This is a genomic window from Lactobacillus sp. B4026 (assembly GCF_026535825.1).
Lineage (GTDB): Bacteria > Bacillota > Bacilli > Lactobacillales > Lactobacillaceae > Lactobacillus > Lactobacillus panisapium.
In genome coordinates this window covers 85,637-105,901 of sequence record NZ_JAFNPD010000001.1, presented here as the reverse complement: position 1 = coordinate 105,901, position 20,265 = coordinate 85,637, and the positions used below count along the sequence as shown (strand labels likewise).

Genomic DNA, 20,265 nt, shown 5'->3' with positions numbered 1-20,265 from the left:
ATGAGTAATGCTTGCTGGAGACCACCGGTCAGAAAAAACAATTATAATAGCGACTAGCAAAAAAGGAGTAATTACTCGTAAAAGTAATTGCTCCTTTTTATAATTTTTATTATTCACCAACAAAAAATTCAATGCGTTGCTGTAAGTTTTTAAAAGTAACAGGGCAGTAATCACCGATTTCCCCATCAAGATTAACTGGTAATTTGCGGCCAACACTCTTTCCCATCAGTTCAATCTTTAAACTATGAGTCTTAGTGTAAATAATGTCTGGGTCATCCACGTGCTTACCATTTAGGGCCAAAGCCATCAGCTTCAATAACTTAACTGGATCCGCCGGCTTAACGATAATTAATTGGAATAAGCCATCGCTAAGTTGGGCATCAGGCATAATCTGTTCAAAGCCACCAATCGAGTTTGTCATTCCCAGTAGAAGCATCGATAGCTTTCCTTCGTAAACGCCTGCATCATAGGTTAAGCGCATCTCATTTTCAGTCAAGTGCGGCAACATTTCTGCCCCCTTAATGAGATAAGCAGCATAACCTAACGCAGATTTTACTTCTGAAGGAACGCCATAGGTTAACTCAGTTAAAGAGCCACAAGCCGCAATATTAACAAAGTATTGCGTATCCTTGGCAAAGGTTGCTTGGCCAATATCCATCTTGCGGGTCTTATTATTAAGAATTACCTTACTGGCTGCCTTAATACTATCACGGGGGATATGCAGAGCACGGGCATAATCGTTAGTCGTTCCCGCTGGAATAATCGCCATCTTTGGTCTTTGCTCTAAAAATGCTATTCCATTGACTACTTCATTGATTGTGCCATCGCCACCAGCTGCGACAATGAGATCAAAACCATCGTTGGCAGCACGAGTAGCCTCTTTTTGCGCACTCTGCTTTTCTGGCGTAGTCCTAAAAGCACTGGCTTCATAACCAGCTCGCTCTAAGACGTCTAAAATGTCTGCGACATTCTTAGGCATCTGTTCGTGACCAGATACAGGATTATAAATCAATCTTGCTTTTTTAGTCATAGTTAACTACCTTATTACTTAAAATTTACTTTTACCGCTTTTGTAATTCTTGGTTTAGAAGTTGGTTGATTACCTTCGGGTTAGCCTTACCACGAGTTTGTTTCATGATTTGACCAACTAAGTATCCAATCGCACGGTCTTTACCGTTCTTAAAGTCTTCAACTGATTGTGGGTTATTGTCAACCACTTCTTTAACCATTGGCTCTAATACACTAGTATCAGATAATTGCACCATGCCCTTATCTTCAACGTATTTCTTCGGATCAGTGCCGTTAGCAATTGTTTCAGCAAAAACTTTCTTGGCAATCTTAGAAGAAATTGTTCCGTCTTTAATTAGCTTAATCATTGCAGCTAAATGTTCAGGTGTCAACTTAATATCTGTTAGTTCAACCCGGTTATCATTTAAGTAACCATTAACTTGTGTATTCATCCAGTTAGCTGCAAGTTGTGGATCAGCACCAGCTGCCACTGTCTTATCAAAGAAGTCTGAACTTTCTTTCGTTTGCAAAAGAACTTGTGCATCATAATCTTTTAAGCCAAACTCGCCTACATATTGATTGTACCGCTCTTCAGCTGAACGCGGCAAGGTGGATTCAATTTCATCAATCCATTTTTGGCTAATGTGATCTGGCGCAATGTCAGGTTCTGGGAAGTAACGGTAATCAGCATCGCCTTCCTTAACCCGTTCAAGAACTGTCTTACCCGTTGCTTCATCAAAACGACGAGTTGACAGCTGAACCCGGCCACCTGAAAGCAAAACTTGTGCTTGCCGCTTTTCTTCATAAGCTAATGACTTACGAACATGTTCAAACGAGTTCAAGTTCTTCATTTCAACCTTAGTGCCAAGTTCTTTTTGGCCTGCAGGACGAATTGAAATGTTAGTATCAACACGCATTGAACCCTCTTCCATCTTAACATCGGAAGCACCGGTAAATTGAACAATCTTCCGTAGTTTTTCAAGGTATGCATAACCTTCATCTGGATCGGCAATTTCTGGTTCAGAAACAACTTCCAGTAACGGAACACCTTGACGGTTCAAGTCAACGTAAGAAAAGCCGTTAGTTCCGTGCGTGTTCTTACCGGCATCTTCTTCGATATGCATTTCATGAATACCAATCCGCTTCTTTTTACCATGAGATTCAATTTCAACATAACCATCACGAGCAAGCGGTTGGAAGAATTGCGTAATCTGATAAGCCTTAGGACTGTCTGGGTAGTAGTAGTTCTTCCGGTCAAAGTGGGTGGTTGGCAAAATATGTGAGTGTGTTGCTAGCGCAACCATAATTCCCAAACGGTAAACATCCTTGTTAACGTAAGGTAAGACACCAGGCATTCCCCAGTCAATGACATTTGTTTCCGTGTTTGGCTTTGCACCATAGCTAACTGGTGAAGGTGAGAAAATCTTACTCTTAGTTTTTAGTTCGAAGTGAACCTCGAACCCAATCGTTGATTTAAAATTCATCAATTAATCCTCCATTCCAGCTGGTGTTTTTTCATAAAAATGATTACTACGTTCAATAAAGTCGGCAACTTGGAAAATACTGCCTTCGTCAAAGCGCTTAGCCATAATTTGGAAGCCAACTGGCATTCCCTCAACCAAGCCAGCAGGTACACTAGCAGAAGGAATTCCAGCCAAATTAGCAGAAATCGTTAAAATATCGTTATTATACATTTTAATTGGATCAGAAATTTCACTGCCAATTCCAAATGCTGGTGTTGTGGTTGTCGGTCCAACAATAACATCATTTTCAGCAAAAATTTGGTCAAAGTCTTGGCAAATCAACGTTCTTACTTTGGAAGCTTGTCTAAAGAAACGATCATATGAGCCAGCAGACAAAGCAAATGAACCAAGCAAGATTCGACGCTGTACTTCTTCACCAAAGCCTTCTGAACGTGATTTAACGTAAACATCAAGTAAGTTTTTAGCATCTTTTGAGCGGTAACCATAACGAATACCATCAAATCTTTGTAAGTTAGATGATGCTTCACTTGATGCGATGATGTAGTAATCAGGAACGGCATACTTAGTTAATGGAAGCGATACTTCATTAATAATTGCGCCAGCATCCTTTAAAGTATCAATTTGTTGTTGAATGATATCATGCACTTCGCCATCAACGGCATCCATGTATTCCTTAACAACTGCTACCCGCACTCCCTTAACATCTTTACCGATGTACTTAGTGAAATCAGGCACTTCTCTAGTTGAAAGAGTAGAATCATGGTCATCAGCACCGGCAATAACGTTAAGCACTTGTGCCGAAGTTTTAGCACGCTTACTCATTACCCCGATTTCATCAAGTGAGGAAGCAAAAGCAATTAAGCCCCAACGAGATACACGACCATAAGTTGGTTTAATACCAAAAATACCGTTAAAAGCAGACGGTTGACGAATCGAACCACCGGTGTCGGAACCCAAAGCTGCAACTACTTGACCAGAGGCAACAGCTGCAGCAGAACCACCAGATGAACCACCAGGTACCTTATCCAAATTCCACGGATTATGGGTTGCGCCAAAGTATGAGTGCTCAGTTGATGACCCCATCGCAAATTCATCCATATTAGTTTTACCGACAAAAGTTGCTTGTGCCTTCTTTAAGCGCTCAATTACCGTTGCATCATAAACTGGAATATAATTGTCCAAAATATGGCTAGCGGCTGTTGTCTTAACATCTTTAGTAATGATGTTGTCTTTAATAGCAATTGGGATACCAGCTAATTTATTCTTAGCAAAATCCAAGTTTTCTGCTGGCTTAGCATCTTCTTGAACCGTAATCCACGCGTTTAGCTTGTCATCCGTCTTTTTAATGTTTGCGACTGTATCTTGCGCCAATTTGTCTGCGGACAATGTTCCTTGGGCAAGCTTTTCGTTTAATGAGTCAATATCTTCATTTAAATAATTCATTACTCGTCCTCATCCTTATTAATAATTACAGGAACCTTGATAAAGCCATTAGCTTGTTCAGGAACATTTTTCATTAATTCATCACGGTCTTGCCAGTGTTCAGGTTTGTCTTCTCTAAATACAGTATCACGGTCAACTACTTGTACCGTTTCGTCAACACCATCAGTGTCAACTTCTGATAACTGATCAGCCATATTGATGATTGAGCTCATTTGCTCAGTCACTTTTTCAATATCTTTATCATTAATCTCAAGCCGCGACAAAGTCGCAACGTGCTTAATTGTTTCTTCTGTGATTTCCACGCATATACCTCCTTATTCACCGCCATAAATATGGACTTGATAACTACTATCTCCTGTTTCCTTAGCAACCAACGCTTGAATATCGTTTACCGAACCAATTTTTATTTCAATCGGCACATCACTAGCCAAATATTTCTTCGCAGTTGACAAAACAAGCCTAGTAAAGCTTTGAATTTGCTCATAGCCGTAAAACTGTGTTGTAATCGAGATATTTTCTTGTGCTAGTTTGCCATTTTCATAGCGCAGCGTAGCAGTAACGCCACTAATATTAGGGAAATAATTTTGAATTGATTCCTTAAAACTGTTGAAGCTTGAAGCGTTACTACTGTTGATTGCTTTTTTATTACCAATAGTTGGCAATACCTCTGTTTGGGTGTTAATAGTTTTCCATTTAGTTATTTTACTACTATTAGCAGCCGCTGTCCCGCTCAAAAAGTAACTTCCGCTAACTAACGAATCTTTACTTTCTTTAGCAAAAAGGCCAACCGTAATCGGAATATTCTTTAACGTTTTTTTCTTCCGTAATCGCGCCACTATTTGTTCAGCAGTCTGCTGGCCATATTTTTTTTGGGCAGAACGCGGAATTGTCATTTGATATTCTGGCCCACCCTTTTTCTTTTGATAATAATCAATCGAATTAATGGCTAAGCCAATACTCATCCCGCCTATGCGATAATTTGACCCCGAGCCAGTTAAAAAGTCCTGCTCCATGATTTCTTCCAAATAATACGGATTGTACTTTTTCTTCGTTCCTAATTCGGGATTAAGTCCTAAAGGATTAGATTTTGATTTTCGACCTAACCAGTCATTGGCAACCGTTGATGTAATGTATTGCCCTTCTTGAAAAACAAATGAGTTAGTTGAAAATGCCTCTTTAGAAATTTGAATAAGCCCACGTTCAAGTTCACGCGTGTCAACTGAATTATCATTATCGGTTGCTGTTAAACCAGCGATCGGACTAGTAACATAGTGACCATTTTTTAATAAAACCGTATAACCGTTATTACCGGTTTCTGTAGTCTGATAAGTTTTAGTCCTTGAACTAGATGACGTTTTAGCATTATTAGCCAGATTGGAATTTTTTAAATTACCACAAGCTGTTAAGCTAACTGCTGCTCCTAAAATTGCGATTATCTGCAGATATTTTTTCACTTTACTTGTTTCCTTTATTTAACCTGAGCAATTGCTTCTTCCTCAGTCAATAACGGCACACCAAGCTTTTGCGCCTTAGTGTATTTTGAACCAGCATCTTTACCATAAATGACATAGTCAGTTTTACCAGAAACAGACCCAGTTACCTTGGCACCCAGGGCTTGCAACTTTTGGGTAAATTCACTACGAGTAAAGTGGGAAAGCGTTCCGGTTAAAACTACCGTCTTATTTTTGAAATAATTATCAGGAATTTCTTCTACTTGTTCCTCGGTTTCGCCCAAGTAATCCATATTAAGACCACTAGCCTGCAGTTTTTTGACTAGTTCGACCACTTCATCTTGCGCAAAATAAGTCGTCAATGCTTCTGCAATTGTCATGCCTATTGTATCGATTGCAGCTACTTCTTGCACGTCTGCTTCCATAATCTTTGTCATATTTTTAAACTTTTGGGAAATTAAACGCGCAGCTTTAGCACCAACATGATCAATTCCAAGACCAGTTAACAGTAATTCAACCGAATTTCTCTTCGAATTGTTAATTGCAGTCAATAAATTATTAATTGACTTATCCTTAAAATGATCAAGCTTAGCTAAATCGCTGGCTTGTAAATGGTATAAGTCAGCTACGTTGTGAACTAAATCGTTTGTAATTAATTGTCGAACAATTTTCGGCCCTAGGCCATCGATATTCATTGCTGGCCGCGAAGCAAAGTGGGTAATGCCCTCTTCAATCTGAGCAGGACATGAAGGATTAACACACCGCAATGCAACTTCATCTTTTAAGTGAATTAATTTTTCACCACATGAAGGACATTCTGTTGGAATCGGATAAGGTTCACTATCCTTAGGACGTTTAGCCATGACCACTTCTGAAATTTCTGGAATAATATCGCCAGCTTTATGCAGCATCACGGTATCACCAATCCGGACGTCTTTTTGCTTGAGCAAATCGGCGTTATGCAAAACAGCGTGTGAGACGGTTGTCCCAGCCAGCTGTACCGGATCCATGATTGCGGTTGGCGTTACAACACCGGTACGGCCAACCGTCCATTTAATCTCGTGAACAACTGTTGCTTGCTCTTCTGGTGGAAACTTATAGGCGATTTCCCACCGCGGAATTTTAACCGTATTGCCCAGTTCATTTTGCAAATTCAAGTCATCGACCTTAAGTACAATGCCATCAATGCCGTATTGCAGTGAATCACGTTTAGCGGTGTATTCATCAATAAACGCAAAGATTTCATCCATCTTAGCCAGTCGTTTACCTGTTTGATTAGTGTGGAAACCTAAACTTGTCATCTTCTCAATTGCTTGATGCTGACTCTTGATTTCCTCAGGAGGATTAACCCAAGTATAAATGAAGGTACTTAAATTACGGTGCTTGGTAATACTAGCATCTAGCTGGCGCAATGATCCGGCAGCAGCATTTCGCGGATTAGCAAAAACGGTCTCACCATTTTCATCACGTTCACTATTTAACTTGGCAAAAGCTTCCTTACCCATATAACACTCGCCACGTACCTCCATGGTCAATTTTTCCGGCAAGGTTTGTGGAATATCTGAAATAAAGCGGGCATTCGGCGTTACGTCTTCACCGACTAAACCATTTCCACGCGTTGACGCCCGTGTAAGCTTGCCATCCGTATATTCCAAATTAATTGATAAGCCGTCAATTTTTAGTTCGACGTTATAGGCAACTTCGTGACCGATTTGCTTTTGCACCCGCTCATCAAAGGCACGCAGCTCCTCTTTGGAAAATACATCCCCCATTGAAAGCATTGGCACCTGGTGGGTAACCTTCGTTAATTCACTGTCAAGTTGACCACCAACACGTTGCGTAATTGAATCTTGCGTAACCAGTTGCGGAAATTGTTGTTCCAATTCAACTAACCGCTGATAGTTTTGGTCATAAACATTATCTTCAACTTCTGGCGCATCTTTTGAATAGTATGCATCAGCCCACTGATCGAGCTTATCTCTAAGCGAAGCAACTTCTTTTCTGGCTTCATCAAGAGTTAAATCTGCCATTTTGTTCCTCCTGATTAAAAAATATTATTTTGATCTTACCGATTTCATTATACCTTTTTAATTGGGGCAAATGCTGCTAGAAGGCGCTTGATTCCAATATTTGGAAATGCAATATCAAGCTCCATGTCTTCACCAGTACCATTAACCTTGGCAACGACTCCGCGTCCCCAAGCCTTATGTTCAACTTGATCGCCAACATTCCAACCTTTTTTCTCAGCCCCCACAGCACCTGCAGGCTTAACCTTTGGGGTATAAACTTGCGCACGGGCACGCTCATCAATATTTGCAAACGGAGCAGTTTGAACTTGAAAATTGCTATCAGCCATACTTGGAGCAGCCGCATTTTCTGTTTCTAAATCAGCTAGGTCGATCTCATCCAAAAATCTTGATGGTGGATTGTTCTGCATTCTGCCATACATCATTCTAGAGTAAGCATTAGTTAGATATAGTTTCCGCTTAGCACGGGTAATGCCGACATAAGCCAGTCTGCGTTCTTCTTCTAGCTGATCATCTTCTAAAAGTGCACGTGAAAGTGGGAACAGTCCGTCTTCCATTCCTACCAAGAAGACAACAGGAAATTCCAGTCCCTTAGCCGCATGAAGTGTCATTAATGCCACTTGATCATCATTGTTAGCCAGGTCATCCTGATCGCTTAACAGCGAAACTTCAGCCAAAAAATCACTCAGTGCGCTTGACTCATCATCTTCTGGCTCATATTGATCATCGAAACGCTTAGTTACAGAAAGAAATTCATCCAAGTTTTCAAGTCTTGTTTCGGCTTCAATCGTTTTTTCAGCCTTTAGCGCATCGGTATAACCAAAATCCTGCAAAATCTTTTCCGTTAACCCGGTCACGCTGTGATCTTTAGCATACTCAATGGCATCACGCAGTTTTGCACCAAAATCACTTAATTTATTGGCTGCTCTAGCGGTTAAGCCGGTCATTGTCAAGTGGCTAAATGCATCAAGAAGTGACAAATTATTGTCACGAGCAAAAGTCGTAAACTTTTCCACACTGACATTGCCGATGCCCCTTTTTGGTGTATTAATAATCCGGTTAAAACTCATCGAATCACTCGGATTAGCCACTAATTTAAGATATGCCATAATATCCATAATTTCTTTGCGATCGTAGAATTTATGGCCGCCGACAATTTGGTAAGGAACATTAGACTTAACAAAGGCTTCTTCGACTGTTCGCGATTGAGCATTTGTCCGGTACAAAACAGCAAAATCGTGGTAAGAGCGATTATGCTCATTAACCTCTTCTTGAATCTTTGAAATGATGAAATGAGCCTCATCGTCACCACTTTGGGCACGGTAATAGGTAACCTTATCCCCGTCTCCTTGGTCTGTCCATAATTTCTTGGCTTTTCGGTTATGATTGTTCTCAATCACGGCATTAGCGGCTGAAAGAATATGACCAGTTGAGCGGTAATTTTGCTCTAGCTTAACTGTTTGGACACCAGCATCCTTGTAGTCATTTTCGAAGTTCATGATGTTTTCCATATTTGCTCCGCGCCAGCCATAAATGGACTGATCGGCATCACCGACAACGCAAATATTTTTATACTGGGCAGCTAATTCATGACAGAGTTCATACTGCGCTTGATTAGTATCCTGATACTCATCTACAAGCAAATAGCGAAATTTATTTTGATAATAGTGTAAAACTGCCTGATCCGTTTTAAATAAAACTAAAGTCTGCATAATCAAATCATCAAAGTCCATAATCTGATCATGCTTTAACCGCCGTTGGTATTCTCGATATACTTGTGCAGCAACCTTGTCAAATGGGGTCGAGCTGCTAGTGGCAAAGGCATCAGGAGTTAATAAATCATTTTTAGCATTAGAAATAGCGGATAATACGCGCCGTGGTTCATACACCTTAGGATTAAGATTCTGCTCTTTTTCAATGTGCTTAATTAGTGTTAATTGTTCAGATGAATCAGCAATTGAGAAATTACTGCCATAACCGATTTTGTCAGCATCACGCCGTAAAATCCGAACACAAAGAGCGTGAAAAGTCGACATCCAAATGTCATTTGCTTGCGGCCCGAGCAATTTTTGTTCCCGTTCGCGCATTTCAGTAGCAGCCTTATTAGTAAAAGTAATTGCCAAAATATTCCACGGCAGAACCTGCTTTTCTTCGACGAGATAGGCGATTCGTCTGGTTAAAACAGAGGTCTTGCCTGATCCCGCACCGGCAACAACCAATAATGGCCCCTCAGTAATCTGGACAGCTTTTTGCTGTTGCTCGTTTAATCCTGTTAAAATTGCTTCTTCGCTCATGCTAATTCCCTTCACAAACCAAATTTTGTAACTATATTATTGTACCAAAAAAGAAGGCATCTTTTAGGATAGATTGCCTTTTATTTATCAAACCGATCAAGATGATATTGTTCAATTAGTTTAATCAATTTATCAGCATAATTCGGATCAGTGGCGTACCCATCTTGAACAAGTGCGTGAGCCTGCTTGCGGTAATCTTTGGCGGTTAAAACGTGTTTATATTGTTGCTTATTCCAAGTGGTTCCCTTTTGAAAAAGCCTAGCATGTGCCCTAATTGATGCCTCGTAAGAATCATAAATTTGAAAGCGCGCCTTGACCACAATCCATTTGCCCTTAACGTATTCTTTCGTAGTTAAAACTGCTGAAGTATTAGGATTAGTGCCTTTTACACCAAACAAATTATTATATTTTTGCGATAGACTGCTTTGACCATAGTCACTTTCAAGACAAGCTTGAGCAATTGTAATACTCGGGAGAAGCTCAAACTCGCGGTCAACTTCTTTAGCAATCGGACCAATTTCCTTAATAAAAGCCTTATGCTGCCGAATAATTTTTTGTCTTGCCTCTTCACGTGCTAGCTGTTCCTGCCTGATTTGTTCTGACTGAATTGCTTGCCGGCGATAATATCTAAATGCCACAAATGCAATTATCAACACAAACAAAATAATAAACGTGCGAAGTATAATTACAAAATTAGACTGCTTTTTTCCCTTACGTCTTTTCGCCATGAAATTTACCCTTACTTCTTAATCATTATCTATAAGTATAAACTCTTCTTAGCTTAAGTCATGCAATGTAATTAATTTTTAAAATAAAAAAAGCACCTTAAAGTTAGTGGTGCCTTAATTAAACTATACAAAAAAATGGAGCCAAAGCTCCATTTATCTTTAGTGCGGGCAAGAAGACTCGAACTTCCACGATCTAAAAGCGATCACAAGATCCTTAGTCTTGCGCGTCTGCCAATTCCGCCATGCCCGCAACACATACAATACTATAACCCAAAATTAATTCTAGTACAAGAGCTTTTTAAAAATAAATTGCTTTAGCTTGCTATTTAAGACAAAAAAGCAAAGATGCTGGCATAAAACAAACACTTCCAATTAGTTGTCCTAATCTTCAGATTAATGCTTTATGTCTGCCCAATGCTTTTTACGCTATTATTGGTTGACTAATTTTTGCAAAATTTGATTTAACTCAGCCTGCTTGTCCCCTAGGACAGCAAAAAATTTCTGATCAATCTTTTCAATGATTGGCGTTGCCTCATTGACTTTTTCCATACCCGTGGCAGTCATCTTGATTGCCTTAGCCCGCGTATCTGTTAAAGAGACTTCCCGTTTGACTAAATTGTTTTTCTCGAGATTTTTTAAAATCGTTGAAACTGTCATAACATCAATCCCGCTTTGTCTTGAGAGCGCAACTTGATTAACTTCGACCTCATCTTGGCTAAGATATGCTAGAGATGCAAGTACAATAAACTGCGGGTGGGTAAGTTCAATTGCCTGAAGTGCATCCTTAATTTGCTTATGCCATTTATTATAGACTTTAGCAAACGATAAACCTAAAGATGCAGCTGAATCATCACGATACTTTGATGAAAACTCAGTCATTCTTTCTTGCCGCCTTTTCTAAGGCAAAAATGGACTCTGGTACATCTGCAAATATTTCTGCAACAAATTTTAAGTCCGCAGAATTAGTTTCTCTATTCTGCGGAACAAATTCAACCGAATGAGTGATGGTCGTCTTAGCACCTTTTTTCCCAATCTGATGAGTGAAATAGACATCTCCCATTCCCGGGATTGGTGTCCGATCCGTAAACTCCTCATTTTCGGTGACTGATTCTAAAACAAAATCCATTGCTGGCTGACCTTCTAATTTCATCTGGCCTTTAGTGCCTTGAATGAAGTCCCCGTCTAAAGTGACCTTTTCTAAATCTCCTTCCCAAGCAAACCAATTGTCGATATTGGCATAATATTGCCAAATACCTGCTGCGGTTAAGTCCGTTTCTTGTTCGTAACTAAATTTCATTTTTGTTCTCCTTATAATAAGTACTTATATAATATTAACACTTATTATTTTAGCTGTAAATCATATATCCTTTTTAGTAAAAAATTTTTGAGGCAAATAAAAATCATCCAAGTTTAAAGCAACAATGGATGATTATTAGAAGTATTGTTAAATTTTTAAATCAAGACTGCCACTATCTGCCAGTAATGTTAGTCTACCATCTGTTCGTTAACATATCGTGCATATAGCGGATGAGTTTTCATTAATTCGTGATGTGTACCGTGACCAGTTACTTGACCATGCTCAATAAAGTAAATTTGGTCAGCGTTAACAATCGTGGCGAGTCGGTGAGCAATGACCAAAGTGGTTCGATTCACCATTAACTTATCTAATGCTTGTTGTACTTTGCTTTCAGATTCAGAATCTAAACTAGCCGTTGCTTCATCAAGCATCAAAATTTTGGGATCGCGTAAAAAGGCACGTGCAATTGCCAGGCGCTGCTTTTGTCCGCCAGAAAGCTTAATTCCGCGTTCACCAATCTCAGTGTCCATTTGTTTAGGAAAATCTTTGACAAATTTGTCCGCGTAGGCAAGCGCCAATCCGCGCCACAGTTCAGCATCAGATAAACTGCCAGGCAAGCCGTAAGTCAGATTGTCACGAATCGTACCAGAAAAAATGGCACTATTTTGCGAAACATAGCCGATCTGCGAGCGCCAATTTTCCAAATCAATCTCAGCAATATTTTGCTCATCGATCATAATTTTGCCGCTATCAGGTTGGTAAAAACGTTCAATTAGGGCAAAAATGGTTGATTTCCCGCCACCACTTGGGCCAGCAAAGGCGATTACCGAATTAGGCTTAGAGGTGAATGAGACCGATTCTAAAACTGGCTCCCCTGGTTCATAACTGAAACTTAAATTTTCAGCCGTTAATGTCTTATTAGCTAAATCCGTCTTCGGACTAGTTTTGTCCTTCTCTGGTTTGATTGCTAAAATCGCTTGAATCCGTTCAGTCGATCCCAGCGCTTTTTGAATTTGAGAAAAGAAAGTTGCAAAATTGGCCACTGGAGCAATTACATTAAATAAATAAAGTAGAAAAGCAACTAGGGATCCACTAGATAAACTGCCTTGGCCAACACGAATTAAGCCAAAAGCTAAGATACCGGCAAAGGCAGCCATCATTAAAGTAGTCATGATTGGTTGCAAAATAGCTTCCACGCGGGCATCCACTACACCAATCTTAAATATTTTTTGAATCATTCGCTGCCCGTGCTTTTGTTCAAAATTTTCACCATTGCTGGCTTTAATTAGCCGCACTTCAGACAGCTTTTCACTAACGTCACCGTTAAATTCTGCCGTGGCGCTCTGCAATTTTCGTCCCAGCCTGGCCATGATTCGACCAACAGGTAATAAAACGAGTACCACAATTGGGACAATCGTGAACATCAATAAAGCCATCTGCCAATCCATCACAAACAGGATAATCAGCGAAAAGAAGAGTTGAATCGCCCCAGTAATAAAGTTGGGAAATTGCGAAGCAATTAAGTCTTTAATGACTCCCGTATCATTAACCAACCGCGAACTGCTTTCGCCAGCTTTATTTTCGTCAAAATAAGAAATTGGCAATGATAATAAGTGGTTCCATAACTTCTCTCTCAAACTCTTAACAACACTTTCACCGAAGTAGCGTAAAATGTAGCCGCCCAGAGTTCCTAACACCAGCTGAACAACGAAAATAACAATAATAATTACCATACTATGATAGTTAAACTTGTCCCATTTACTTGTATCAACTAGGTCACGAGTTAATAGTGGTAAAACTAGATTAGCCGCGCTAGTAACTAGACTAAAAGTTAAGCCCATAACAAACAGAGATTTCTTTAAGTCCAATTGATTTAATAAATGAAAGAAATCGCTTAGCTTAACTTGCTTAGTCTTACCTTTACGTGACTTGAACGCCATTAAAATACCGGCTTTCTAAATTTGTCTAAACAAAAAGTTTTTCATTAACTGAAAAACTTTTTTTACTTTATTCTAATTATATTTCTTCATCTTCATTATGCCAAAATTTTCGCCAAAAGTCGCGGTCATATTCCCATTTTTTATCAAAATCACAATATTTATGCTTAAAATCTGGTCGTTTGAAATCGCGGCAGTATTCATCATGGTAATGGTGCCGGTTATGCATCTGGTGACACATTTGGCGCATTTCTTCTTTAGAAAAGTCGTGGCTTTCAGCATACTTGTGCCACTTTGAATAAGCTTGCATCCGAAAAGCGGGATCAACAAACTTTTGTGCTTCGTGTTTAAAGTCAGCATCCCAGCCGTCAGCGATCTTCTCCAAGTAATGACTAAAATTGGTCTGTTCATCTTCACTTAATCCGGCAAAAAAGGCAGTGGTGTCTTGCTTCTTTTTCAGTGCGTCTAGCTTATTAGCCTCTTCACGACCTTCTTCAGTCAAGTAGACCCGCTTTACTCGTTTATCTTTTTCATCAGTTTCACGTCTAATGATCCCCTTAGCTTCCATCTTTTTTAACAATTCTGCTAGTGAACCAGGCTTTAAGGCTAAAATTTCTGCTAAATAGTTTTGTGTTAGACCATCTTCAAGCTTAAGTACCGCCAAAACCCGTTTTTGACCCGAAATCGGCAGTTTATTTTCAAACATGAAATAACGGCTTGCACGCATAATGAAATGTAATTGCTTCATTAAATTATCACTTGTTTGACTCATGATTAAATCTCCTTAATATTTATTTTTTAATTTTAGTTAGGTACCTAATGTTTATACTTAAATTATAGTTTGGTACCTAATCAACTGTCAAACAAAATTGAGTAATTTTCATATCATTCGTGCGGTGTCCCATCAAGTCGCAGCTTTCCGCCACACTTGCCGCAAGCATACCGGCGAACATTAATCCGGCGCACGCGGTGGTAGGTTTGACCGCATCTTTGGCAGCGGTAAATGTAGTTAACTCTGCGGCTGCGTTTTAACCCGATATCAGGGGCATAACGACTGCCACCCACCTTCGCTAATAATACTTTAAAGTCAGCATCACGGTGCCGATAGCCTTTGCTAGCAAGATGCAAATGATAATGCACCAATTCGTGTTTAATGATGCCAATTAAGGCGTCTCGGTACTGCGGTGCTAAAAAATGAGCGTTAATTTCGAGATGATGATCGGCTAAGTGGTAGCGTCCCCCTGTTGTTGTCATACGGGAATTAATTTTGACATCATGACAAAAAGGCTTACCAAAATACTTCAGCGAAACCTCTTCCACCAGCTTTTGCAGTTCTTCTTGCGTCATTAGCGAAAAATCTTAGCATAAAGTGCAGCTTCTTTTTGGGTCTTAATGCGCACTTTTAGAGCAGTTACTAATTTGCGTTTTAGTGGTTTAGCGCCTTCCATCCAAGTGCCGGTAAAAACGTGAATCGTTTTTGACTTTGGCGATGGATTGCATAAAATACCGTCGGGATAAACATGAATCCCACTACTTAACACTTGCTCCTTATTATTCGGCTGCGCTTGATACTTGGTTTTTAAAATATCGGAAACTGAGACCGTATTAACTCCCGCCAATTGATCATTATGATCAAATGAAAAGTTGCGGTCATCATAATAGGCCAGCATATCCTTCAGCAGTGGATGATGCTTCTCAGCACCAAAAACGGCGGTAAACGGGTTAGCCGGATTTTCAAAACCAACAAAGGCACGATTATTAAGAAGGGATTCAAGGTTATCTAACACCAAGACATCCGTATCCAAATAGATTCCGCCCATTTCGTACACTGCTTTGGCCCGAATATAGTCAGAAACAAACGCCCATTTTTTAGCCTTATAGGCCTGTTCGACGTACTTATTTTCATGAATATCAAAATTATCTTCGTTCCATTCGATAATCTGGTAGTCCTGCAAGTGCTTTTGCCACGTTTTCATGCACCGCTGAATATTTTTAGGTTTAGGATTACCCCCGACCCAAACATAATGAATAATTTTAGGAATCATTTCTATCCTCGTATAAAAAATCGTTTTAGTAACATAATAATATCTTGGTTAAAATCAAGTTTCATCAAAAACATTAATCCTACATATAGAAGGAACATGATTATTGACTTTATTACCATATTGAAAAAGGCTGATGAAACTATTGGTGGCAAAATCATCCCCACTGCTAGGACAATAACGGAAATAAGCAGGTACTTGGGAATTTCTTTAAAGGAATACTTAAAGTCATAGCCGTCACGCACAATCCACAAGCGCAAAAGCAAAACAATAAATTCGGTTATTAAGATTGCCACCATCGCCCCGGTTGCACCATAAAGGCGGTCAAGAAAGTAACTCAAGATCACTTCAAGAAAGGCACCAATAATTACTGGTAATGCATAATCACGGTCGCGGTGATTGGCTAAGGCAAATTGGTTGGCAAAAACGCCACCGGTTGGAATCATGACAATTGTTAGTGCAAAAAAGAACATCAGTGGTGTCATTGGAATAAATTTATGACCAAAGAAAAACGGGACAAATTCTTTCGTATTTGCCATGATAATCACGGCAAACATCGTTCCCAGCATCACCGTTGCTTCAAGTGATTTTTTTAAAATAACTCGTTGTTCCTTTTTACCCTCACCAGCCATTTTGGGCATAATTACAAGTGAAATACTAGTCACAATTCCCAGCACCATGTTCGAAATACGTTGTGAATTATCGTAGTAGGCCACCTGGGTGGAATTTTGAAAAAGCCCTAAAATTGGCTTATCAAGCGACGTATAGATTTGGGTCGCAATTTGGGGAATAAGCAGGGTGATAATTGCTTTAATTGTTGTTTGGTACTTATAAAAGTGCTTAACTGGTCCACCAACATAGCGGTGAATATCAAACCAAAAAACAAATGAACCCAGCATTGTGGAAACTGACATGATTAACATGTATTTCCATAAATCCCCTGGCTGTTTAACCCATAATAAAATTAGCACAACTGAAACAAGCTTTACTGCCGTATTTTTTAAAACCACCCGGCCAAAGGCTGCCAATCCTTGGAAAAACCAGGAAATATCAACTTGTGCCGAGATTAAGTATGGCACCATCAATAATAGATAATTGCCGTATTTAAGATGACAAAAACTGGTGACAGCAACCACCAAAATAATCGTAACCAGACCAGCTAACGCTTGAAAATACCATAATCCCCAAAAAGCATCCGTTAATTCTTGCTGATTACCGAAAGCACGCGTTTGCGAAATGGTTCTCATCCCAATGTAAGAAACTGACAAAGTACAAAAAATCATCAGGAATTGCACAATATTGTTGACATTACTATAGATACCGTAAGTTTTTGGTCCCAAGATGCGGGACAGATACGGTACCGTAATTAACGGTACCAAAACGAGAAAAATTTGATAAACCGCATTATATAAAATATTTAAAAATGTTTTCTTCACAATTTTTCCTCTAATACTGATTTGCCATTAAGGCATAAATCGCCGCACACGCTGATTCATCTTGCAATTGATTAGTTAGGTGCAGCCAATATTGCCGTTTCTGTTGTTTTCGGTCAGGTGCACTAAGCCCAGCAAGCAATTCTGCTTGTGTTTTAACACAAATACCAGGAACTACTTCTTCATAGGGACCAAGCAAAAGTCCCCGTTTTTGCTCATACTGCCTCAGGTAATTAGTTACAAAAATAATTGGCTTGTCTAAAGTTAAATAATCAAAATAAATTGATGAATAGTCAGTAATAAGCATATCGGTATTGCCCAAGAGCTCATATAAATCATAATCATGCGCAAATAAATAGTCATTATTAAGGTAAGCAATATTAGAATAGTGACTGGTCTGCGTTCCTAAAAGCTGCATTTCGTATGGGTGCAGTTTAACAATTAAGTACTGGTGTTTTGCTTTTAAAGCCTCATTTAACGATTCAGCATCAAAATCCGGCAAGGCAAAAAAGTTGCCGGCCTTAATCTGGGCCATGATTTGTTCATCTTCCATTTCATAGCGAAATGTCGGCATATAGATCGCAATTTGAGCTTGCTCATCTTGAACCTTAAATAAAGCGGTCAATAGCTGCGCCTTTGACAATGCAGGATGCTTTAATGCGTCCAAGCGCGGGAAGCCCACTTTTTGGTATTTGGTAGTCTCAATGGCACAGCAAGCACTCATAAGTGTTTCATACAAATCTGAGCTCGAACACACTACATCCGCATTTTTTTGCCAAAGTTTAGCATTGCGCATGTCGGTTTTGCGTTTAGTATTATTAGCCATAATTCCCATTCGCTTAAGTGGAATGCCATGCCAAAATTGAATATTAACCTGCTTAGCGTGAATTTTAAATGGTTGATGCGTGGTTAAAATAAACTTGGCAGCTCCAATTTCGCGCCAAGTCGCTAGCGGCAAGTGTGACGAGGGCCACGGCTCAACCACAGTGATTTCATATTCAGGATGATTTTTCCTCATATATTTAGCAAAAAGATAACCGTTTGACCCCGATCTGCCGGCCCCATTTAAAACTACTATTTTGTTTTCCCTAATTTTCGTAAATCGTGCACCAATTTTCATCAGGTACATGTAAATTCGAAATAACCAATTTTTCATTCTTTAACTTCCCAATTCTTACTTAGTATAAGGGTACAGAAAAAGCTTGAGCAAACTCAAGCTTTTTTACTTTATTTTTTAGTTTTTTAACTATTTACACCGCTTTTGCCAGTAGCCAGCGTTTACGCAATTGCATTCTAAAGTTGTTGATAATTGCCAGCTTGCACAGAAATTAGCTTATTGCTAGACTAAATTTAGTTCATTTATGATTAAAATTGTAGAATACCTGAGGAAAAATAATGGCAAATAAGCAAACTGTTTCTAACAAACTTCTGATCATTTACCTTCTTATTTTTTATTTATGGTGGGCGGTAGAAGAAATATGCAACTGGCAATATTCTAGTATCCCGCTTTTGCAAGAATCAATCAGTGCTTTAGTAAAATTTGCCACTTGGAGCATTCCGGCCTATTTCTTAATCAAAAAATATTCTGATCGGCTGGCAATTGGGTATTCCACTATGTTTAAAAATCATTTTCGCTTCTGGCCATACCTAGGATTATTTATCCTTATGCTTATTTACCTGTTTGCTATCGTTTATTTTACTAGTGGAACAATCCGGATAAATCCTAGTTGGCACCCAACAGATTTAATTGGCAGCTTTTTAATTGTTGGCATTACTGAAGAACTAGTTTTTCGTGGCTGGATTTTAAATGCATTATTACCCAAATTTAAAACATGGGTTGCTCTGTTAATCGATAGTATTTTATTTTTGGTTATTCATTTTCCAATCTGGTATCGAACCGGAACTTTTTTAAGCAACTTCGCTTCTGGGGCTGAATTTACAGTAATCATTCTGGGAATTTTATTTGGTCTACTATTTATCAAAAGCAAAAATATTTTTGTGCCCATCATCTTTCATATGTTCTGGGATTTAATCTTAACCGTTTTCTTGCTTTAATCACTTAATTCCCACTCTTAAAATTAATCACATCAAAACAGTTATGAACCATTAGTTAATAAATTGCTAATGGTTCTTTTTTAGTTGGTTTCGGGTATGCTTTTGCCAAAATTGCTAAGTCATCGGGAGTCAGGTCGATTTCTAATGCCTTTAAATTCGAGAGCAAATGCTTGGAACTGCTGCTTTTTGGAATAGCAAGAACATCAGGCTGTTGCATTACCCAAGCTAGTAGAATTTGAAAAGGAGTAGCACCATGATTTTGTGCAACGGCCATCACAGCCGGATCTTGGGTCATCGTACTGCCCATTTTTGGTCCTCTTCCCAGTGGACTATAGGCAATTAAAGGAAGATGATGCTTTCTTTGCCAAGGCAAGAGACTGTATTCAATTCCACGTGTCTCTAGGTTATATAGATCCTCATTGGCAGCCACATTTTTACCACTAGGCAATTGCCATAATTCTTCCATATCAGCGATATCAAAATTGGAAACGCCCCAAGCCCGAAAATAGCCTTTTTCTTGCAAGCTTTGAAGTGTTTCAACCGTTTCTTCAAGTGGAACCATTCCTCGCCAATGATATAAATATAAGTCAAGGTAATCTGTTTGCAGACGCTTTAAACTATTCTCAACACTTTGTTGCATTTTAGCAGCAGAGGCATTTTGAGGTAAAACTTTAGAAATTAAAAATAAATCTGATCTTTGATATGGCTTGATAGCCTGTCCAACTAAACTTTCCGAGCGACCATTGCCATACATTTCTGCCGTGTCAATCACGCGTAAACCAGCATCAAGACCAGCTTGAATTGCCTTAATCTCTTCTTTTTCTGCCGCAGCCGAATTACCCATTTCCCATGTACCAATACCTAAGGCCGGCAATTTTTGCTGATTAATCGTCACTGTTTTCATCATTAAGTTCCTTTCTATTAGAATATATTTTCAATATTATCTTGCTAACTTAAGCATACTATATCATTAGCTAAAAGAGCAATTTAGCGCAACAGCAGTTTATAATCTTGCCAATAATAGGATAACGGTTGCAATAGCAAAATCATTGCCCCGGTGAGCCCC

The 20,265-nt window shown here is 39.2% G+C and carries 18 protein-coding genes and 1 tRNA gene; 1 reads left to right on the top strand and 18 read right to left on the bottom strand.

Annotated elements, in window-relative coordinates:
* Window positions 1-109: 109 nt before the first annotated feature.
* The 17 genes from J3U69_RS00655 to J3U69_RS00575 all read right to left on the bottom strand — a co-directional run bounded on the left by J3U69_RS00655 (window position 110) and on the right by J3U69_RS00575 (window position 18,300).
* Window positions 110-1,030, bottom strand: a complete 921-nt coding sequence (locus J3U69_RS00655) for a diacylglycerol kinase family lipid kinase (protein WP_220232870.1) — start codon at window positions 1,028-1,030, stop codon at window positions 110-112.
* Between the two features lie 31 nt (window positions 1,031-1,061).
* On the bottom strand, window positions 1,062-2,492 hold the full coding sequence (gatB, locus tag J3U69_RS00650) for an Asp-tRNA(Asn)/Glu-tRNA(Gln) amidotransferase subunit GatB (RefSeq protein WP_103752020.1): 1,431 nt from the start codon (window positions 2,490-2,492) through the stop codon (window positions 1,062-1,064).
* Between the two features lie 3 nt (window positions 2,493-2,495).
* Window positions 2,496-3,935, bottom strand: a complete 1,440-nt coding sequence (gene gatA / locus J3U69_RS00645) for an Asp-tRNA(Asn)/Glu-tRNA(Gln) amidotransferase subunit GatA (RefSeq protein ID WP_267412705.1) — start codon at window positions 3,933-3,935, stop codon at window positions 2,496-2,498.
* Complete coding sequence (gene gatC, locus J3U69_RS00640; RefSeq protein ID WP_103752018.1) at window positions 3,935-4,237, bottom strand: Asp-tRNA(Asn)/Glu-tRNA(Gln) amidotransferase subunit GatC; 303 nt, start codon at window positions 4,235-4,237, stop codon at window positions 3,935-3,937. The genes gatA and gatC overlap by 1 nt, the downstream gene beginning before the upstream one ends.
* Window positions 4,238-4,249: 12 nt before the next feature.
* Entirely contained in the window at window positions 4,250-5,389 is a 1,140-nt protein-coding gene (locus J3U69_RS00635; RefSeq protein WP_267412704.1) for a CamS family sex pheromone protein, read from the bottom strand.
* Window positions 5,390-5,403: 14 nt separating this feature from the next.
* Window positions 5,404-7,416, bottom strand: a complete 2,013-nt coding sequence (gene ligA, locus J3U69_RS00630) for an NAD-dependent DNA ligase LigA (RefSeq protein WP_267412703.1) — start codon at window positions 7,414-7,416, stop codon at window positions 5,404-5,406.
* A 47-nt stretch (window positions 7,417-7,463) separates the two neighbouring features.
* Window positions 7,464-9,707 carry a DNA helicase PcrA gene (gene pcrA, locus J3U69_RS00625; protein WP_267412702.1) on the bottom strand — a complete coding sequence of 748 codons (2,244 nt, stop codon included), beginning with the start codon at window positions 9,705-9,707 and terminating at the stop codon, window positions 7,464-7,466.
* A gap of 80 nt (window positions 9,708-9,787) precedes the next feature.
* The gene (locus J3U69_RS00620; protein ID WP_103752014.1) at window positions 9,788-10,435 is read right to left on the bottom strand and encodes a glycoside hydrolase family 73 protein; all 648 of its coding nucleotides are present in this window, start codon (window positions 10,433-10,435) and stop codon (window positions 9,788-9,790) included.
* A 163-nt stretch (window positions 10,436-10,598) separates the two neighbouring features.
* Window positions 10,599-10,685, bottom strand: a tRNA-Leu gene (locus J3U69_RS00615).
* 179 nt (window positions 10,686-10,864) lie between these two features.
* Window positions 10,865-11,314 (bottom strand): MarR family winged helix-turn-helix transcriptional regulator, encoded by a 450-nt coding sequence (locus tag J3U69_RS00610; RefSeq protein ID WP_267412701.1) that lies wholly within the window; start codon window positions 11,312-11,314, stop codon window positions 10,865-10,867.
* Window positions 11,307-11,732, bottom strand: a complete 426-nt coding sequence (locus tag J3U69_RS00605) for a hypothetical protein (protein WP_267412699.1) — start codon at window positions 11,730-11,732, stop codon at window positions 11,307-11,309. Before J3U69_RS00605 ends, J3U69_RS00610 begins: the two co-directional genes overlap by 8 nt.
* Before the next feature lie 188 nt (window positions 11,733-11,920).
* Window positions 11,921-13,672 (bottom strand): ABC transporter ATP-binding protein, encoded by a 1,752-nt coding sequence (locus J3U69_RS00600; RefSeq protein ID WP_267385081.1) that lies wholly within the window; start codon window positions 13,670-13,672, stop codon window positions 11,921-11,923.
* Between the two features lie 76 nt (window positions 13,673-13,748).
* Window positions 13,749-14,441, bottom strand: a complete 693-nt coding sequence (locus J3U69_RS00595) for a MarR family winged helix-turn-helix transcriptional regulator (RefSeq protein ID WP_267412698.1) — start codon at window positions 14,439-14,441, stop codon at window positions 13,749-13,751.
* A gap of 113 nt (window positions 14,442-14,554) precedes the next feature.
* Entirely contained in the window at window positions 14,555-15,016 is a 462-nt protein-coding gene (locus J3U69_RS00590; protein ID WP_220232860.1) for a SprT family protein, read from the bottom strand.
* Complete coding sequence (locus J3U69_RS00585) at window positions 15,016-15,714, bottom strand: glycosyltransferase family 32 protein (RefSeq protein ID WP_220220867.1); 699 nt, start codon at window positions 15,712-15,714, stop codon at window positions 15,016-15,018. The genes J3U69_RS00590 and J3U69_RS00585 overlap by 1 nt, the downstream gene beginning before the upstream one ends.
* Window positions 15,715-15,716: 2 nt before the next feature.
* Window positions 15,717-17,147: an oligosaccharide flippase family protein gene (locus J3U69_RS00580; protein WP_267412697.1), complete on the bottom strand. Its 1,431-nt coding sequence runs from the start codon at window positions 17,145-17,147 to the stop codon at window positions 15,717-15,719.
* 10 nt (window positions 17,148-17,157) lie between these two features.
* Complete coding sequence (locus J3U69_RS00575; protein WP_267412696.1) at window positions 17,158-18,300, bottom strand: CDP-glycerol glycerophosphotransferase family protein; 1,143 nt, start codon at window positions 18,298-18,300, stop codon at window positions 17,158-17,160.
* A gap of 239 nt (window positions 18,301-18,539) precedes the next feature.
* Between J3U69_RS00575 and J3U69_RS00570 the strand changes: the two genes are divergently transcribed.
* The gene (locus tag J3U69_RS00570; RefSeq protein ID WP_267412695.1) at window positions 18,540-19,199 is read left to right on the top strand and encodes a CPBP family intramembrane glutamic endopeptidase; all 660 of its coding nucleotides are present in this window, start codon (window positions 18,540-18,542) and stop codon (window positions 19,197-19,199) included.
* Window positions 19,200-19,254: 55 nt separating this feature from the next.
* Here J3U69_RS00570 and J3U69_RS00565 read toward each other — a convergent pair whose 3' ends face one another.
* Window positions 19,255-20,103 (bottom strand): aldo/keto reductase, encoded by an 849-nt coding sequence (locus J3U69_RS00565; RefSeq protein ID WP_267385347.1) that lies wholly within the window; start codon window positions 20,101-20,103, stop codon window positions 19,255-19,257.
* Window positions 20,104-20,265 lie beyond the last annotated feature (162 nt).

Coding starts and splice junctions, on each gene's coding strand:
- gatB (WP_103752020.1), bottom strand. CDS start 2,492: ATGAATTTTAAATCAACGATTGGGTTCGAGGTTCACTTCGAACTAAAA.
- J3U69_RS00620 (WP_103752014.1), bottom strand. CDS start 10,435: ATGGCGAAAAGACGTAAGGGAAAAAAGCAGTCTAATTTTGTAATTATA.
- J3U69_RS00595 (WP_267412698.1), bottom strand. CDS start 14,441: ATGAGTCAAACAAGTGATAATTTAATGAAGCAATTACATTTCATTATG.
- J3U69_RS00590 (WP_220232860.1), bottom strand. CDS start 15,016: ATGACGCAAGAAGAACTGCAAAAGCTGGTGGAAGAGGTTTCGCTGAAG.
- J3U69_RS00565 (WP_267385347.1), bottom strand. CDS start 20,103: ATGAAAACAGTGACGATTAATCAGCAAAAATTGCCGGCCTTAGGTATT.
- J3U69_RS00655 (WP_220232870.1), bottom strand. CDS start 1,030: ATGACTAAAAAAGCAAGATTGATTTATAATCCTGTATCTGGTCACGAA.
- pcrA (WP_267412702.1), bottom strand. CDS start 9,707: ATGAGCGAAGAAGCAATTTTAACAGGATTAAACGAGCAACAGCAAAAA.
- J3U69_RS00600 (WP_267385081.1), bottom strand. CDS start 13,672: ATGGCGTTCAAGTCACGTAAAGGTAAGACTAAGCAAGTTAAGCTAAGC.
- J3U69_RS00605 (WP_267412699.1), bottom strand. CDS start 11,732: ATGAAATTTAGTTACGAACAAGAAACGGACTTAACCGCAGCAGGTATT.
- J3U69_RS00585 (WP_220220867.1), bottom strand. CDS start 15,714: ATGATTCCTAAAATTATTCATTATGTTTGGGTCGGGGGTAATCCTAAA.
- gatA (WP_267412705.1), bottom strand. CDS start 3,935: ATGAATTATTTAAATGAAGATATTGACTCATTAAACGAAAAGCTTGCC.
- ligA (WP_267412703.1), bottom strand. CDS start 7,416: ATGGCAGATTTAACTCTTGATGAAGCCAGAAAAGAAGTTGCTTCGCTT.
- J3U69_RS00610 (WP_267412701.1), bottom strand. CDS start 11,314: ATGACTGAGTTTTCATCAAAGTATCGTGATGATTCAGCTGCATCTTTA.
- J3U69_RS00570 (WP_267412695.1), top strand. CDS start 18,540: ATGGCAAATAAGCAAACTGTTTCTAACAAACTTCTGATCATTTACCTT.
- J3U69_RS00575 (WP_267412696.1), bottom strand. CDS start 18,300: ATGAAAAATTGGTTATTTCGAATTTACATGTACCTGATGAAAATTGGT.